This window comes from Paenibacillus sp. WG02 (assembly GCF_055396115.1).
Genome location: NZ_AP036016.1, coordinates 23,345 through 39,744, shown reverse-complemented (window position 1 = coordinate 39,744; position 16,400 = coordinate 23,345). Strand labels below are relative to the sequence as shown.

Below are 16,400 nucleotides of genomic sequence, written 5' to 3'. Positions count from 1 at the left end.
ATAAGCATAAGCTAAGACGAAAACTTTTACACCCCTATTGTATCATAGTAAAAACTTGATCCCAAAAGTGAGTAAAATAAGCCCGCCAAACGCCTCGCCATACTCACCTACCCAGCCGCTTACCCGCCTGCCAACCAACAAACCGGCAATGGATAACAAACCCCCAAACAGACCAAATATCAGCACGGTCAACACAATATCCGTAGCAAACATGCCAAGGGATACACCCACAGAGAATGAATCAATACTAACACTAAGTGAGAAGATCGTCAGGCCCCAAGCTGACCGATGATCAAAAGAAGTCGCTTCTTCTCCTCGAATCGAACTATACACCATATGCGATCCCAAAAGAATGAGCAAACATCCCCCAGCCGCTGTAGCGACATTCCCGAGCAGCAATGAAACATATTGCCCCATAAACATCCCCATCAAAGGCATGAGAACGTGAAATATACCAATCACGAAGCTAATTTTCATAATATCAATCAAACGAATACCCTTCATCCCTATGCCAATCCCTAAGGAAAAAGCATCTAGGCCCAAAGCAATCGCCATAATAATAATTGTTACCAGCTGCCCAAATTCCACCCCAGATGCGAGCATGCGCTATCCCCCTTGTCCACGTTTCTCTCTCAAGATATGCGGACAAACAGGGAATCATGCTAGCTAAACACGTACAAGCCGATGACCGGCTGCTTTACGAAGACGATTCATAATCGCAAGGCCAATCCCCGTTTCTGGACAACCCTCTGCAGCAATATATTGAATACCTTCTTGATCAAACTGCCTTAACGCAGCGTAAAGATCCTGAGCAATTGTTTCCGGTTGCGTTAACGATCCGCAGGCAATAACCAAATCTGCATGGTAACGAGAAGCTCTTTCCTCAAATGTAAGAATACCCGTTGACTCACCTCGTGTTTTGGCGGCATCAATATCGTGTTGGATCCATTCAGCAACAGCTTCTGCATCTTCGCCTTGAACGATATGCATAAATCCTTTTGGTGCGTAATGTGTATATTTCATCCCAGGAGCACGTGGTGTTTCGGCATCCTGCACCTCTCCCCGCTCTGGCTCATGAATCCGAATAGCAGGCAGTTCCGATTGCAGCTGCTCCGCCGTAACACCGCCAGGACGCAAAATATATAACTCACCTGCTACAATCTCGATCACAGTTGACTCGACACCAACCCCAGTTGCACCACCATCCACGATCCCGCCAATCCGGCCATCTAAATCATCTCTGACATGAGAGGCGAGTGTTGGACTAGGTCTGCCTGAGCTGTTAGCACTCGGCGCGGCTATGGGTAGCCCCGCTTCACGAAGAAGCTGCAATGCCACGGGATGATCTGGTATACGCACACCCACAGTTTTAAGACCAGCGGTTACTAACGGCGAAATGCCACCTGTTTTCACAGGCAGCACTATCGTAAGAGGACCCGGCCAGAAAACCTCCATAAGCTGGCGATGATCTGCCGAAATACGATCCGACAGAATTAAACTTGATAGCTGCTCGACATCCGCAATGTGGACAATAAGCGGGTTATCCGAAGGCCGACCTTTCGCTGTGAAAATCCCTTCAACCGCTGCCGTATTCGTCGCGTCTGCCCCAAGTCCATACACCGTCTCTGTTGGAAAGGCGACTGTTTCACCGCTTCGTAGAAGCTGGGCAGCTTCAGCTAATTCCATGCCTATCTCGGTGCCAATTCCCTGATCCACTTTCCAGTATTTTGTCACGATCATCTATCATCCTAACTTCAAATATAATTCTGATCCTAAGTCGGAATAGGTGACTTTCTTAGCTAAACCACGATACGATCTTCTTCACCATTTCCCAGATAAAAAACTTAATTTGTGGCTGCTTAGCATCACTGTCTTTAACGACAGGGTTAGACTTGTCGGGTTTAACTGTTGAAGCAGCTTTACTGACTTTCGTTGCAGGTGCAGGAGAGGATTGCACCTTCCCATCACCTTCTGTTTTCGCTACAACAGCAGCCGATGCTACCGCTTCTCCGGATAAGGAATCCACGAAACATAATGGCGGAAACAACACACACCACCAGTTCTGACCTTCCCCCGATCCAATTGTCACGCGCAGCGCTTCATATTCTCCTGCCGGGTACACTTCATTTCCGTACATTTTTGTTGGAAAAGGGACTTTACCTAGCTCAACTGTATGTGAATAGCTATAGCCACGTGCTTCAATCATTTGTCCAACAAGAACATCAAATTCGGACAAATGGGCTCTAACCACGGCTCTTGCGTCATCCAACGTTTGCGGCCCAACGACCCACTCCTGCATACGAGCAATAATAGCATCACGAATCTCGCGTTTCAACGCTTGATCCTGCGGCGAATCCGAGTTTGCTAGAATACGTAAGCGAATAGATTCTTCCGGTATCGTAGGCGAAATAACCGCCGCATTCGTACGATTCGATTCCCAACAAGTTATCATAACAATAAGTGCAAAAGCTACTAATAATAAAGATTTATAAGAATGACGATTAGTTCTCTTAACCATGAGGAAAAGCCCCTTTCCCTTCGCTTCTACTAGCCAGTATGGGCAATAAGAAGAGGAGCTAAACCTAGTAATCTATTTAAATTTGTGAAAAATGATAGAGTTGGGTGAGATGGGATCGTTGGGTGGCGTTCAGGCTGATGAGGATGGGTTTAGCGGTGAAAAATGCCATGATAGCTCGTCTATAAGAGTGAAAAACATCGCTATAGTGACTCTTCAACTCATACAAGTAGTTATAGCGATGAAAAACACTCTTAGCATATACCAATACCTCCCAAACAACCTGATAGCTCGTCTGTAAGAGTGAAAAACATCGTTAAAGTGACTGTTCAACTCTTACAAGTAGCTGTAGCGATGAAAAACACTCTTAGCAGGCCCGATTACCTCTGTACCATCCTAAATATCGCGTTCGTTCCCAACGCTACGAACTCCCTCTAGTCTCGCGATCGGATCGCGATCACGTGGCGATCAATGCCCTGGAAATCCGGCACGAATCGGATCTCGTCCCAGTCCGCGGCGGCGCGCAGCATCGCCGCCACAGCCTCCGCCTGCCGAATGCCCACCTCGAACCCGACCACGGTCGGGATTCGCGGGAGCTGCGGCAGCTGCGAGATCATCCGGCGGTACAGGTCGAGTCCCTCGACACCGCCGAACAAAGCCGTGTGCGGCTCAAACAGCCGCACCTCCGGCATCAGCGCCGGCAGGTCGCCATCAGGGATATACGGTGGGTTAGACACCAGTATATCCGGCGCGATCCGGCGCGCAATAAAGGGCTCGAGAAGATCCCCCTCGAGCCACTCCACCCGCGCAGCCACGCCGTGGCGCTGCGCATTCACACGAGCCATCTCCAGCGCTGCCGCGGAGATGTCGCTGGCCGCCACGCGCCACGCAGGGCGCGCGTGCGCCACCGTCACCGGGATCGCTCCGCTCCCGGTGCCCACATCCGCAAGCAGCGGAGCGCCTTGCGGGAACAAACGCGAGCCCTCGTGGAGCAAAGCTTCCACGAGCAGCTCCGTCTCCGGCCGCGGAATCAGCACGGCCGGGCTAACCTCAAAAGGAAGGCCGAAGAAATCCTGCTCGCCGGTAATGTACTGCACCGGCTCACCCGCGGCCTTCCGCTCCACTAGCTGGCGCCACGTCTCCGCCAGCTCCACAGGAAACTGTTCCGGAAATCGGAACAGCAGCTCCGTCCGACTGCAGCCTAACAGGTGCTGCAGCAGCAGTTCCACACAGGAAGCAGCCTCGGACACACCGAGCTTCCCTAAAAAAGAAGAAGCCTCAACAAAGGCTTCTCTTATACTCTTAGCAGCAGTCGGCATCACATTGCCTGCTCCCCGTTATCTAAAGCATCGGACTGCGCTGCAATCGTGAGTGCCGAAACGATTTCTGCCATGTCACCATTAAGCACAGTTTCTAAGCGATGCAAAGTCAAACCAATACGGTGATCGGTAATACGGCTTTGCGGGAAGTTATACGTACGAATCCGCTCGGAACGGTCACCCGTACCAACCTTGCTTTTACGCTCGCCCGCATATTTCGCTTCCTCTTCCTCACGCATTTTATCGGAAATACGTGTACGAAGTACGCGCAGTGCTGACTCTTTATTTGAGTTCTGGGATTTCCCATCCTGACAAGTCGCTACGATACCCGTAGGTACGTGCGTCACACGCACAGCGGATTTCGTCGTATTAACCGACTGACCGCCCGCTCCACTGGAACAGAATGTATCCACTCGAATATCCGCGTCATGGATGACAATCTCAACATCTTCCGCTTCCGGCATAACCACTACCGTCGACGTTGAAGTATGGATTCGTCCACCTGATTCCGTTACAGGAATTCGTTGTACACGGTGCGCCCCACTTTCATACTTCAGCTTACTATAAGCGCCTTTACCCGTGATCATGAAAATGATCTCTTTAAACCCGCCCAAATCGTTCACAGAAGCATCAAGAATCTCCGTTCTCCATCCTTGCGCGTCAGCATAGCGCGTATACATGCGATACAAATCGCCCGCAAACAGAGCAGCTTCGTCGCCGCCTGCCGCACCGCGAATTTCGACGATTACGTTCTTATCATCATTAGGGTCTTTAGGCATCATGAGCATTCTAAGTTGTTCTTCCAACTTGGCTGATTGCTCGCTTAGTTCTTCAATCTCCATTTTGACCATTTCACGCATTTCATCGTCCAGCTTTTCGTTCTGCATCACTTTAGCATCGGCCAGCTGTTCGCTCACACTTTTATATTCGTTATAAGCATCATAAGCTTCTTGAAGATCAGATTGCTCTTTCGAATATTCTCTAAGTTTCTTTGTATCACTCGTAACATTCGGGTCACACAGCAGTTCGCTTAATTTTTCATAGCGGTCCACAATGGACTGAAGTCGATCCAACATATAGGATCACTCCTTTCTTTACTTTTTTTATTGATTACACATTAAATCGGAAATGCATGACGTCCCCGTCATTCACCACATACTCTTTACCTTCGAGACGCACTTGGCCTTTTTCTTTCGCACCATTCATCGACCCAGCAGCTGCCAAATCATTATAAGAGACGACTTCAGCACGAATAAAACCACGTTCGAAATCGGTATGAATAACGCCAGCCGCCTGAGGAGCTTTCGTTCCCTTGCGGATTGTCCATGCTCTTACTTCTTGCACCCCAGCTGTGAAATACGTGTACAAGCCAAGTTTTCTATACGCTGCTTTAATCAATCTATTCAAGCCGGACTCTTGAAGTCCCAACTCTTCGAGGAACATCGCTTTTTCTTCGTCTTCCAGCTCGGCGATTTCGGATTCAACCTTCGCACTGATCGACACCACTTCATTGTTTTCGCCCTCAGCAAACTCCTTCACAATTTTCACAAAAGGATTTTCATCTGCTGTTGCTACTTCATCTTCACTCACGTTTGCCGCATAAAGCACCGGTTTCATGGTCAATAAATGAAGGTCGCGCACGAGAACCTTCTCATCTTCGCTGAGATCCAGGCTGCGTGCCGGTTTATCTGCATAAAGCGCTTCTTTAATACGCTCTAAACACTCCACTTCAGCAACAACCTTTTTGTCGCCGCCTTTGAGGTTTTTGCGCGAACGCTCGATCTTCTTCTCAACCGACTCAATATCGGCCAAAATTAATTCAAGATTAATCGTTTCGATATCGCCGATCGGATCCACTTTACCGGAAACGTGGGTAATATTATCATCTTCAAAACAACGAACAACATGCACAATGGCATCCACTTCACGAATGTGTGCCAAAAATTTATTTCCAAGCCCTTCGCCTTTGCTCGCGCCCTTTACCAAACCCGCAATATCTACGAATTCAAAGGCTGTCGGGACAATGCTCTTAGGCACAACAATCTCTACCAGCTTCTGCAATCTCTCGTCTGGTACTTCAACTACCCCAACATTCGGATCGATCGTACAAAACGGATAATTCGCAGATTCTGCCCCCGCCTGTGTAATTGCATTAAACAATGTCGATTTTCCTACGTTCGGTAGACCGACGATACCTGCTTTCAAAGCCATTGTAGTTACAACTCCTTAATTTTCGAAAATCATCCTTCTTATTATATAGCACTTGGACCTCAAAAAAAAGCCTGAAGGCTATTGATTCGCCGCAGACTTTTTTTCCGTTGCTTTTTTAAATTGCGCTTCCCGCTTCTGTATGAAGTAAGTTTCGATCTGATTGGTAAGGATAAAACCCCTTAAAGCATTGGTTTTTTCCTGCGGAATGTCGATATAGCTAGCCCCATAATAGAAACCATTTTCAACCTTTTCTTTTCTTACAATTTCCATCGAACAAGGCATCGTAAAGCCCAAATCCAACTCGACTTCAAGCTGCGAATGCTTTTGAACAATTTTATCAATCATAGCATTATCATTTATGGTAAAACCTAAGCCGTTGATGGATATATTTTTGATTGAGATACCAAGCGGGTTCTCAAATTGATGTTTATTCCTTTTATTCATATCCTTAAGCCCGAATAAGAGACCTGTATGTTCCACATCCACACGTGGGAATTCCCGTTTTTCTGCGAACTTCTTCCGATTTTCAGGTGGATTAATGACTATGACCGAGCCGAATTCTTTGGCAACAACGGTTGTATTCATCACAAACAAGCCGGATTTGGTATAAACCGTCATTTTCGCTTTATCACCAAGTTGAAAGACATCGTATTCCGGTAATTCTACCTCTATAATGTCTCCTAGTGCATAGGTTAGCACGCCCGTGGCTACGAAATCGTCCTTTCCCAACACAGCCTTACTATCGATCAGCACATCAGCGTCATATCCCTCCTTGCTTCCGTAATATTTCATGACGTTATATCCTTTGGCCATTATAATTAACACCTCTCCCTTTACCCAAGTTGTTCCCTATATAAAAATAGACTGCCCCGTATGTAGGAGCAGCCTATTACCTTAATCAAAAAAGCATCGATTTTCGGTAACCAGGCTGCCATAGTTCCAATGGAACCGTAGACCCTCAGCTTTGCGTCCTTGCTTTTCAACAAGTTTGCCATTTTCGAACCTTGCTATCTTATTTCTACCTATCACGTTCAATATGGTCTAAAAGACCTACTAATATCTATCATTATACCTAGCCCAGATGCTATTATCAACAAAATTCCTTGCATCACTGTTCTTTTTGTTGTATGTAATGTAGAAAGATTAAGTATCCACAGCTTTTTAAGTTATCCACAAAGCTATCCACAGGTTGTTAACAACGGAATGAATGTTCGATTGTTATGCACATGTGGATAAAAATATACTAGCGAGGTGTCCCCCTGTGGATGAACATATCCCATGGATGAAAGAAGCCATTCTCGAGGCTCTCAAAGCTGAAGCCATCCGAGAAGTACCGATTGGAGCGGTTATTGTCCATCAAGGTCAAATCATTGGCCGCGGCTACAATTTACGTGAAACAACCCTAGATCCTCTCGCTCATGCCGAAATGATCGCCATCAAACAAGCGAGCGAACATCTTGGGGCCTGGCGTCTTTTGGATTGCCAGCTCTATGTTACCCTAGAGCCTTGTCCGATGTGTGCGGGCGCGATTGTGCAATCGCGGATTCCGCAGGTCATCTACGGCACCATTGATCCGAAGGCTGGCTGTGCCGGAACGCTCATGAATTTACTGCAGGAGGACCGGTTCAATCATCGTGTCGATGTCGTTAGCGGCGTCTTGCAAGAAGAGTGTTCAACGATGCTGACCCAATTTTTCCGTAAATTACGCGGTAAAGCTTAGAAGTTCCTGCATCTAATTCTGCATCGCCGCTGCCAACTCAGCCAGTTTATTCATCGTATTCCAATTGCGTGTTGTCGCCGTATCCCCAAGCTTCTGGATATTGCTCGCAAGTTTAGAATCCAGAACACTTTGACGAAATAGAAAATAAATCTCACGCCCTTTGATCTGGAATTCATCCACATCACTGATTCCTTTGGACAAGATGTCAGAGGTTTGCTGCGGAGGATCTTCCGATAGCACAGAGATTTGGATCGTTTCGCCTTCTAATAAAGCATCCGCTTCAAATGGACAAGTCGCAAGAATCTGCGCCAGCTCCTCTATCGTACGCAAAATGACCGAAGGTGAGACGCCTACGGCTTTGCTGATCTCCTGCTCGATACGCTGGCGCAGCGGTTCTACCGCCTCCTCCGACATGAACAAGACATTGCCGCTCTGCAAATACGTTTGCACCTTAGCAAGTCCCGCCCCTTCCAGTGTCTTTTTCAAATCCGCCATCTTGATCTTGTTCTTTCCTCCTACGTTAATACCACGCAGAAAACCAATGTAAACTGTCATTTCAGCATCCTCTTCCTTTTATCAAATATGAGGTATTCATTGAATAAGATTTACTTGAGTTTTATGGATCGAATGACGAAGTAAATAATCGTACCCAGAATGAAAAGCAGTACAATGCTAAATACCCACATATTTAAAGCAAAACTTTTTCCCCATGCAATTTGAATAAGAGTCCATTCGACAAACCCGAACATCACAACGATCAGCATCTTTAGACAGTGCATAAATAAGCGTGCATTTACATATTGCCGGTTGGCATTTTCATCGGTAATTTTGTAAGGATAATTAAACGTATGGGGGTATTTGCTTAAGACTGTTAAACCTATATATAGGATCAAAGTCATCACTGGCAGCAGAATAAGACTATATTTGTTTCCCCAACCATCTTCTTTCCCTTGACCATTAATATGTATCGGTATGCGTTCTGGTATCAGGGTCCAGACATAGGCTAAATAAGCAAAAATACTCAAAATGACTAGGACGGAGAATCCATCCAGAATTTTTTCAGTACTTGTTTTTGAAAGTATGAGTACAGGTTGTTTGTCCAAAATAACACTTCCTCTCTTACCAAATTAAAGGAAATAAAAGTTAATCCCTAATCTATTCTTCACTTTAAATGAACATTCCTTGTCTCAAAGAAAAACGACTACTCAAAAGGTTGCGCCACGAATACCTTCGTGCTATTATAATTCTTGCTATGCGCCCGTAGCTCAGCAGGATAGAGCAACAGTTTCCTAAACTGTAGGTCGTACGTTCGAATCGTATCGGGCGCGTATACATTCAAAATTTAAACGCCAGTAACGGTTAATAGCCGTTCTGGCGTTTATTATTTTTAGAAGTACCCTACCTCTAATTTTCCTCTATTGTTCTGGGCAATGATTACTTTTTAAGGCTGCATTCATACTATCTTTAAATTTGTTGATATATTGCTCAAACCCTTTGGGGTCCGAACTGCCGTTTCCGTTGTATGACTCTGCTGCATCTTGCATTTGTCTTGCGTAATTGGTCATAATCTCCCGACAAATTGGTCCTGAAACAGGTGCTGTAGAAGTTGGAATTGGTGTAGGGACCACTGGAAGAATATTGGGAGTCGACATGTCTGTCGTTTCGTTTACCTGCTGGAATCTCCACTTTTTTATATATTCAAACTCTGATGCTTTGTTCTTAAGAAATTCCTCCGCATCCGTTCGATTTATTGCAATAAAACTCATTACTCTATGATTATGTATGGTACTTACAATCAGCATTTCCGCGGGTGAATTGGCAACAAAGCTAGATAGAAAGATGATATTATCGTTATCTTTGTTTGAATCATTGGATAGTTCTAGATCTATTTTCATATATGGACCATGTTCATTGTAAATAAGCTGAACATTCTTGGCACTATGTTCTTTGGCTTTCGCGTTTAGTGACGGAATACTAGAGGTGAAGTCTTTTGTAGGATTAGGGAAGGTAAGATCCACATTATATTTCTCAGAATCCCACGTTACAGAGGCACCGGTTTGTTTCAAAAGATAAAGTGGCACTAGGGTACGACCATCTCGTATAGTGGCTGGCACATCTTCTACATGAAGCTCTTTTCCTCCAAACAAAACGTTTACGATTGGATCACCACTATAGTCACCATGAATACTTGATGCATGGACTATTCCAGTAAAGCAAAGAAACAATAGAACGGTTGCAATCATCTTCTTTTTTGTCATATACATTAGTCCCCTTTTAAAAATTTAACGTAAGTCAGTCTTTAGTACTTCGACATTTGGATAGATATCCCTATTCAGAATTTTTTAAACGCCAAAAGAACCTTGCCAGCCGATTTCCACCCATTGTCTTTTTTTTGCAAACATCCAATCATAGCCTTGCTGCAATCGATGTTCTATAATAAAACGAAAGATTTATTAGTCCTCATTTCGATTCAAGAACTTAATCCGAAAGGAGCTCCCTCTTCGATGACAAGCATCAAAGCTTCATCCTCCTATCGCATTCCGCTCTTCTGTATCGTCACACTGCTGTTCTGGATGTCGATGTATACGAGCGTTCCCATTATGGCGCCTTATGTAGAATTCCTTGGAGGGAACCACCAGTTGGCCGGATGGATTGTCGGCATGTACGGGATCTCCCAAATGCTGCTGCGAATTCCTGTAGGCATCATGTCAGACCGGTTTCATAAGAGGAAGCTATTTATTACCTTTGGCCTGCTGTTCACGGCTCTAACTGGTTTAGGACTGTGGATCACTCATGATTTCACATGGATCCTTATTCTCCGAGCACTAGCAGGCGCAGCCGCGGCAACTTGGGTGGATTTTACCGTATTATTTACGAGTTACTATAAGCATGAAGATTCAACGAAAGCGATCGGAACGATCTCCTTCTTCAATTCACTTGGGCAGGTTTTAGGTATTCTCGGAGCAGGATGGGCGGCAGATTCCTTCGGCTGGGAGGCCGTCTTCATTTTGGGAGCTGTGCTTGGCATGATGGGGATGATTGGATCCCTTTTCCTAGTAGAAAAAGTGGAGCTCGATGCGCCTAAAATTACGATGCGCGGTATCGGTGATGTTGCGACGGACCGCACGCTGCTGTTCGTATCCTTACTCGCTATCTTGTCGCAAGTTCTCATATTCGCAACTGTTTTCGGATTTACGCCCGTTTATGCAACCCAGCTTGGAGCTGATAAATTCTCCTTATCGATGCTTTCGTTATTTGCCAACGTACCGGTAGCGTTAGCTTCCTTATTTGGCGGGCGGCGATGGGCTGTTAAGTACGGGGAAAAGCGCATGGTTGTATGGGGCTTTATTCTTATGGGGATATTTACATTCACGATTCCATTTACGCATCATCTTTGGGTGCTGATGGTTACTCAGGCTTTTGCCGGCTTTGGTCGCGGACTTTCTTTTACCTTACTTATGGGGATGAGTATTAAGCATATGCCTGCGGATAAGCGGGCAACGGCAATGGGGTTTTTCCAAGCCATTTATGGACTAGGCATGTTTATTGGTCCCGTTCTTATGGGGATAATCGGCGACTGGTTCTCTCTGAATCAAGGGTTTATTGTGTTGGGTGTACTTGGTGTTTTGAGCGCACTTCTGTCTCATTGGTTCGTACGAAGTACGCCTTCTCAGCTTCAAGCCAAACCTAGCAGTTCATCTGCAGCACTTTAGCAAGGGGAACGGATCTTGAAGATTCGTTCTTTTTCTTTTTGAAAACGTGCAGGGGTACAGGTGGTTGCCTTCGTCTATTCATGCGGAGAGGAGGAGAAGCATATTCAGGAACAAGCACTCGTAAAGCGTATTTTGAATGGCGATGAGGCCGCATTCCGTGAGCTTGTAACCACATATCGTCACTATTTGTTCCAAACGATCTTTGCCATTGTGCGCCATGCTAAGGATGCCGAAGATTTATCGCAGGATGTTTGGACCCGGATCTATTTCTCCCTCCCTCAGTATCAAATGAAGGGTCTGAAAACCTGGATGACTCGCATCGCAGTGAACCGGGCTATTGATTTCAAACGATCGGCCAGCAGGCGAAGGGAAGAAATGACGGTCTGAGATGGAGGAACCCCTCCAATCCTCTGACACTTATCCTTACACGGAGCATGGTGTGGAACAGGAAGTGATGTTGAATGAGACGACTGAGCTCGTGCGTAAGAAGCTTCATCAAATCCCTTCCAACTATTATGAAGTATTAACGGCCTACTATATTCATCATCAGTCGTATCAAGATATTGCCAATGCCCAAGGTGTAACGGTCAAAACGGTCGAATCCAAGCTATATAGAGCCAAGCAGTGGCTCCGCAACAATTGGAAGGAGGAGGAATTCTTGTGAACCATTATAAGGAACAAGCGTGGAAGCAATATGTGGAAGAGCGTCTGTCACCCGATCTTTTAAGTGAAATGGAGCTTCATCTGTATCAGTGTGATGAATGCTTGACGATATATATGACATGTTTGGAACAAATGGAAACTATACTTCCGGTCATGGAAAGGGATGCGCAAGGGTATGTGGATGCCATCATTGCCCGTACGACAGGAACTAAGCGTTCTTGGTACCACTCAACTATGCTGCATTATGGTATTGCAGCAGCAGCTACGCTCATTCTGGTAGCTACCGGCTTCTTTCACGGAATTTCGCAGGAATTGGACTCTGCTGGTTCGTTCAAAGCCATTAACTCTTTAAACACCTCTTCCTCCCTACAAACAAATAAACCGATATCCGACCAATTATTAAATAAAACTCTGACGTGGCTAGACACGTTGCAAAATAAATAAACACAAGGAGGTTACACCATAAATGCCAAACAAAAGCAGCCTAGTTGCTTTCCTGCTGTCCTTCCTGCCTGGAGCAGGCCATCTATATATGAACCGCCTATTCCGCGGGGTCCTATACGGTGGTGGGGTCTTTGGATCGTTATTTCTTTTTTTCATGGGAGTAGCTATTTTTCACGCCCCGAAAGATTTCCTGATTCTTCTTGCCTTGCTGGCCGCCTTGATATGGTTTGTGAATATGATTGATATGGTTATTTTTCTACTGCGCTCGCAGCCCTATCGCTTGCCTGGTTCTTATGGCTCTGAACAACAAGAGCATGCTTCCTGGGACGCCAATCCTTATTCCAATCACATTGCTGGGCAACAAGAAAAAACAAAAGTTATGCTGCTCTCTTTCATTCCTGGACTCGGACATTATCAGCTTGGATTGATGCATAGAGGTCTTACGGCGATGGTCTCCTTCTTTGGGGTTGCGATATTAGTATTCTTCGTCACCATCATGACGCATAACGAAGGCTTTGCTGCCTTTCTCTTGGCCTTGCCAGTACTGTGGTTTTACACGATGTTTGATGCTCTGAAGCAACAGGGAAATAAACAAGCGGGGTTAGAACTCGTAGATCGCAGTATTTTCGAAGACTTCCACTTTGGGGATGACTACGGACGCAAAAACCGGACATTGGCAACAATTATCGCCATTTTTCCAGGTGCAGCTCACTTGTATCTCTCAATGACGAAACGCGGCGTCCAGCTGATGGCGATCTTCCTTTTCTCCATTTATATATTGGATGTACTCCGCTTGTCTCTGTTTTTGTTTTTGATCCCGATCCTCTGGTTTTTTAGCTTTTTTGATGCTTTGCAGAGCATTACGAAGTACGAAAATGGTACCATAATTGATAAACCAATTATCGAGAATTGGACAGCTTATTCACGACCCATTGGCATGGTTCTGATCTTGCTTGGCAGCTACTATGTCTTAAAAGATGTTGTTGTTCAATTTTTGTATCAAATTCTACCTAACGCTAGGAATTACATGTATTTAATTACAAATTTCAGCCAAACCTTCATAGTTGCCCTGTTGCTGATCGGTGGAGGCGTACGTTTATTATTGAACCGTAAACAGCACGTTTCAACGTTTTCGACTTTTACGGATGATGTTCATTCGTCATCTCACCGATCTAATCCAATGCCTCAACAATTTTTAGAAATCGACGAAAAAAAGAACCCCTAAGGGTTCTTTTTTGTCGGTGTTGATGGTTTCTTTAAAACGTGTTACACGTAAACCTTAGGAAAATCTGCTTATAAAACACGGTAAGTGTCTTTGGCACATCCCCTCCAGCCTGATTATAACAGGTAGAAAAGTCCTCTATGCAATGGTTGTTTCCCTTTCGCTAAACGCTCCAACGGAACCACACCTCTCTGCTCACCGACAAAATATAGTATGTCCGGGTCTTCGGTTTTTAAACATTTTGTAAAGATTTTTTTCTAAATTCTTATTTAATGCCCGTGTCCCTGGCCTTCCCCATGAGTACCCCTAGAGTGATTCTGATTCTTTACTTTCTTAGATCCTGATAGTGGATTTGGACTATTATTACGATCACTATTCTTTACTGAACCGTTTTCTACCAGACTATCCCCTGCGGAATAAGATTTCTGTTTAGCCATTTAGTGATTCCCCCTATTCTTGTCATGGTTTAATGCATCTTGATGTCTATTATCATTGACTTGCTGCTGCACTTGCTGAGCCTGATGGCTGTTAACAGGGCTAGCTTCAAAATCTTTGGCTACATTCTGCAAATTTTTATCAACCGCTCTTTGTCTTGTCACTGTGAACTCCTCCTTTGCCCTTTAGGCGTGTGTTACTCTCTGCAAGGCTTGTGCGCATTCATGGATATGGCGAACGTAATCATCCACCAGATTCTGCACAATTTCGCTGGTCTCATCAATGTGTGTAGTGCCCTGCTGCACATCAGTCAGTTCGACCATTACTTCTCTGTCGTCCACGTAGGTGACTTTAAAATCGATTGTATAGCCCGTATGCCCCGCCGCCATTATATGAACCCTCAATGCCTGAGGATCGGCCTCATCGGCCCATACACGCGCCTGATCGGTTGGCTGCAGCGTTGTCGGGAGTACCGTCATCCACTCATTTACCAATTCAGCTTGATTAATCGTTAGCTTGTCAGCTTTGCTCATAGGTAACACCTCCACATGTATAAAATGCGGAGGCTACCTGTCTTTTATCCATGTAAAAAAACAACAAAAAAAGCCACACGATTCTTGAAGAATCGCATGACTTCTTGGTTAGGGTATTACCATGGTTACGGAGAGGGTGGGATTCGAACCCACGGAGGCTTGCACCTCGGCGGTTTTCAAGACCGCTGCCTTAAACCACTCGACCACCTCTCCACGATAGGTGTCTCCTGGTGGGGAGACAACCTTGTGCAGTGACAAAAAGCATTGTAGCACAGATCTTATAGGAGAATCAAGTGCTATTTTTTTGTAATCACTTTGACGTTGTTCATGTAAGGGATGAGAACCTCAGGAACCAATATTGAACCGTCAGCTTGCTGATAATTTTCGAGAATTGCAGCCACTGTACGACCAAGCGCAAGGCCTGATCCATTCAGCGTATGTACAAATTCCGGCTTCGCCTTCGCATCTCTGCGGAAGCGAATATTCGCTCTGCGAGCTTGGAAGTCTTCGAAGTTACTGCAGCTGGAAATCTCACGGTACGCGCCGCTGTTAGGTAGCCATACTTCCAGATCGTACGTCTTAGCCGACGTAAAGCCGATATCCCCTGTGCAGAGTGACAGCACACGGTAAGGCAGCTTAAGCAGCTGTAGAACGCGCTCAGCATGCCCTGTAAGCTTCTCCAGCTCATCGTAGGAGTCTTCGGGCTTAACTAGCTTAACAAGCTCAATTTTGTTGAATTGGTGCTGTCTGATTAAGCCGCGTGTATCTCTACCTGCAGATCCAGCTTCTGAACGGAAACAGGCACTGAATGCAACGAAATTAACAGGAAGCTGCTCGTTCGTAAGAATATCTTCCCGATGATAATTCGTAACCGGTACTTCCGCTGTTGGAATAAGGAAATAATCCGAATTCTCAATTTTAAACACATCTTCCTCAAACTTAGGAAGCTGTCCTGTTCCCGTCAAACTCTCACGGTTAACGATATAGGGAGGCAGCATCTCTTCATAACCATGCTCATCGCTGTGCAGGTCCATCATGAAGTTAATCAATGCACGCTCCAGCCTTGCACCTAGCCCTTTATAGAAAACGAAACGCGAACCCGTCACCTTCGCCGCAGCTTCGAAATCCAGTATGCCCAGCTCTTGCGCTACTTCCCAGTGCGGTTTCACGTCATAATCGAATTGTGGAATCTCGCCTACTCGGCGCAGTTCCACATTCTCTTCTTCTGTGCGGCCGACAGGAACGCTTGCATGGGGCATATTCGGGATGGAAAGCAAAATCTGCTGTAAGGACTCGTCCAGTAAGCGGATCTCGTCATCGAGCTCTTTGATGCGGTCTCCGACGACTTTCATTTCTTGGATCAGCTCATCCGCATTCTCGCCGGATCTTTTGCGCCCGGCTACCTCTTGAGATACCGTATTTCGGCGGTTTTTGAGCTGCTCCGTTTCTTGTAAGAGCTCTCTACGCTTCAAATCTAATTCCGTGAAGCCGTTCAACTCTTCAATTTGTTTACCGCGGTTTTGCATTGCAGCTTGCACAGCTGCCAGATCACTTCGAAGTAACTTTACATCAAACAAGGAGATTCCTCCGTTAGCGCAAAATGGTTAGAATATGGAAGCAAGCAC

At 45.6% G+C, this 16,400-nt stretch carries 20 protein-coding genes, 2 tRNA genes and 1 riboswitch; of the genes, 7 read left to right on the top strand and 15 right to left on the bottom strand.

From position 1 onward, the window contains the following. Positions 1-42: 42 nt before the first annotated feature. The 7 genes from ACBP55_RS00195 to ACBP55_RS00165 form a co-directional block, all read right to left on the bottom strand. Positions 43-603, bottom strand: a complete 561-nt coding sequence (locus ACBP55_RS00195; protein ID WP_029195673.1) for a manganese efflux pump MntP — start codon at positions 601-603, stop codon at positions 43-45. Between the two features lie 63 nt (positions 604-666). After that, complete coding sequence (locus ACBP55_RS00190) at positions 667-1,740, bottom strand: L-threonylcarbamoyladenylate synthase (protein ID WP_464648917.1); 1,074 nt, start codon at positions 1,738-1,740, stop codon at positions 667-669. A 55-nt stretch (positions 1,741-1,795) separates the two neighbouring features. After that, the gene (gene spoIIR / locus ACBP55_RS00185) at positions 1,796-2,518 is read right to left on the bottom strand and encodes a stage II sporulation protein R (protein WP_464648915.1); all 723 of its coding nucleotides are present in this window, start codon (positions 2,516-2,518) and stop codon (positions 1,796-1,798) included. 431 nt (positions 2,519-2,949) lie between these two features. Continuing rightward, positions 2,950-3,834, bottom strand: coding sequence for a peptide chain release factor N(5)-glutamine methyltransferase (gene prmC, locus ACBP55_RS00180; RefSeq protein WP_464648913.1), 885 nt, complete (start codon positions 3,832-3,834; stop codon positions 2,950-2,952). Further along, positions 3,834-4,910, bottom strand: coding sequence for a peptide chain release factor 1 (gene prfA / locus ACBP55_RS00175; RefSeq protein ID WP_464648911.1), 1,077 nt, complete (start codon positions 4,908-4,910; stop codon positions 3,834-3,836). The genes prmC and prfA overlap by 1 nt, the downstream gene beginning before the upstream one ends. Before the next feature lie 34 nt (positions 4,911-4,944). Beyond that, positions 4,945-6,045: a redox-regulated ATPase YchF gene (ychF, locus tag ACBP55_RS00170; protein WP_464648909.1), complete on the bottom strand. Its 1,101-nt coding sequence runs from the start codon at positions 6,043-6,045 to the stop codon at positions 4,945-4,947. 78 nt (positions 6,046-6,123) lie between these two features. Next, positions 6,124-6,858, bottom strand: a complete 735-nt coding sequence (locus ACBP55_RS00165; RefSeq protein WP_464648907.1) for a PilZ domain-containing protein — start codon at positions 6,856-6,858, stop codon at positions 6,124-6,126. A gap of 102 nt (positions 6,859-6,960) precedes the next feature. After that, positions 6,961-7,048: riboswitch (cyclic di-GMP riboswitch) on the bottom strand. 279 nt (positions 7,049-7,327) lie between these two features. On the opposite strand from ACBP55_RS00165, the gene tadA reads away from it, so the two are divergent. Further along, positions 7,328-7,765, top strand: coding sequence for a tRNA adenosine(34) deaminase TadA (tadA, locus tag ACBP55_RS00160; protein ID WP_464653193.1), 438 nt, complete (start codon positions 7,328-7,330; stop codon positions 7,763-7,765). Between the two features lie 12 nt (positions 7,766-7,777). Here the strand turns inward: tadA and ACBP55_RS00155 are convergent, their stop codons facing one another. Further along, positions 7,778-8,320: a DUF1697 domain-containing protein gene (locus ACBP55_RS00155; protein WP_464648905.1), complete on the bottom strand. Its 543-nt coding sequence runs from the start codon at positions 8,318-8,320 to the stop codon at positions 7,778-7,780. Positions 8,321-8,370: 50 nt separating this feature from the next. Then, positions 8,371-8,868, bottom strand: coding sequence for a DUF1648 domain-containing protein (locus ACBP55_RS00150; protein ID WP_464648904.1), 498 nt, complete (start codon positions 8,866-8,868; stop codon positions 8,371-8,373). A 151-nt stretch (positions 8,869-9,019) separates the two neighbouring features. On the opposite strand from ACBP55_RS00150, the gene ACBP55_RS00145 reads away from it, so the two are divergent. Beyond that, positions 9,020-9,093, top strand: a tRNA-Arg gene (locus ACBP55_RS00145). Between the two features lie 87 nt (positions 9,094-9,180). Here ACBP55_RS00145 and ACBP55_RS00140 read toward each other — a convergent pair. After that, complete coding sequence (locus ACBP55_RS00140; RefSeq protein ID WP_464648902.1) at positions 9,181-10,023, bottom strand: hypothetical protein; 843 nt, start codon at positions 10,021-10,023, stop codon at positions 9,181-9,183. A gap of 246 nt (positions 10,024-10,269) precedes the next feature. On the opposite strand from ACBP55_RS00140, the gene ACBP55_RS00135 reads away from it, so the two are divergent. The 5 genes from ACBP55_RS00135 to ACBP55_RS00115 are packed head-to-tail and all read left to right on the top strand — an operon-like array spanning position 10,270 to position 13,810. Continuing rightward, positions 10,270-11,478 carry an MFS transporter gene (locus ACBP55_RS00135; RefSeq protein ID WP_464648900.1) on the top strand — a complete coding sequence of 403 codons (1,209 nt, stop codon included), beginning with the start codon at positions 10,270-10,272 and terminating at the stop codon, positions 11,476-11,478. A gap of 60 nt (positions 11,479-11,538) precedes the next feature. Next, complete coding sequence (locus ACBP55_RS00130) at positions 11,539-11,865, top strand: sigma factor (RefSeq protein WP_464648898.1); 327 nt, start codon at positions 11,539-11,541, stop codon at positions 11,863-11,865. Position 11,866: 1 nt separating this feature from the next. Then, positions 11,867-12,142, top strand: coding sequence for an RNA polymerase sigma factor (locus ACBP55_RS00125; RefSeq protein WP_464648896.1), 276 nt, complete (start codon positions 11,867-11,869; stop codon positions 12,140-12,142). Beyond that, positions 12,139-12,585 carry a hypothetical protein gene (locus tag ACBP55_RS00120; RefSeq protein ID WP_464648894.1) on the top strand — a complete coding sequence of 149 codons (447 nt, stop codon included), beginning with the start codon at positions 12,139-12,141 and terminating at the stop codon, positions 12,583-12,585. The genes ACBP55_RS00125 and ACBP55_RS00120 overlap by 4 nt, the downstream gene beginning before the upstream one ends. A 22-nt stretch (positions 12,586-12,607) precedes the next feature. Continuing rightward, complete coding sequence (locus ACBP55_RS00115; protein WP_464648892.1) at positions 12,608-13,810, top strand: hypothetical protein; 1,203 nt, start codon at positions 12,608-12,610, stop codon at positions 13,808-13,810. A gap of 266 nt (positions 13,811-14,076) precedes the next feature. On the opposite strand, the gene ACBP55_RS00110 is transcribed toward ACBP55_RS00115, so the two are convergent. From ACBP55_RS00110 to serS, 5 genes are all read right to left on the bottom strand, one after another. After that, positions 14,077-14,244, bottom strand: coding sequence for a small acid-soluble spore protein P (locus ACBP55_RS00110; RefSeq protein ID WP_127528150.1), 168 nt, complete (start codon positions 14,242-14,244; stop codon positions 14,077-14,079). Beyond that, positions 14,245-14,406: a hypothetical protein gene (locus tag ACBP55_RS00105; RefSeq protein ID WP_464648890.1), complete on the bottom strand. Its 162-nt coding sequence runs from the start codon at positions 14,404-14,406 to the stop codon at positions 14,245-14,247. It abuts the gene before it with no gap. A gap of 21 nt (positions 14,407-14,427) precedes the next feature. Further along, positions 14,428-14,775 (bottom strand): hypothetical protein, encoded by a 348-nt coding sequence (locus ACBP55_RS00100; protein WP_464648888.1) that lies wholly within the window; start codon positions 14,773-14,775, stop codon positions 14,428-14,430. A gap of 128 nt (positions 14,776-14,903) precedes the next feature. Continuing rightward, a tRNA-Ser gene (locus ACBP55_RS00095) sits at positions 14,904-14,988 on the bottom strand. 83 nt (positions 14,989-15,071) lie between these two features. Next, positions 15,072-16,352 carry a serine--tRNA ligase gene (serS, locus tag ACBP55_RS00090; RefSeq protein WP_464648886.1) on the bottom strand — a complete coding sequence of 427 codons (1,281 nt, stop codon included), beginning with the start codon at positions 16,350-16,352 and terminating at the stop codon, positions 15,072-15,074. Positions 16,353-16,400 lie beyond the last annotated feature (48 nt).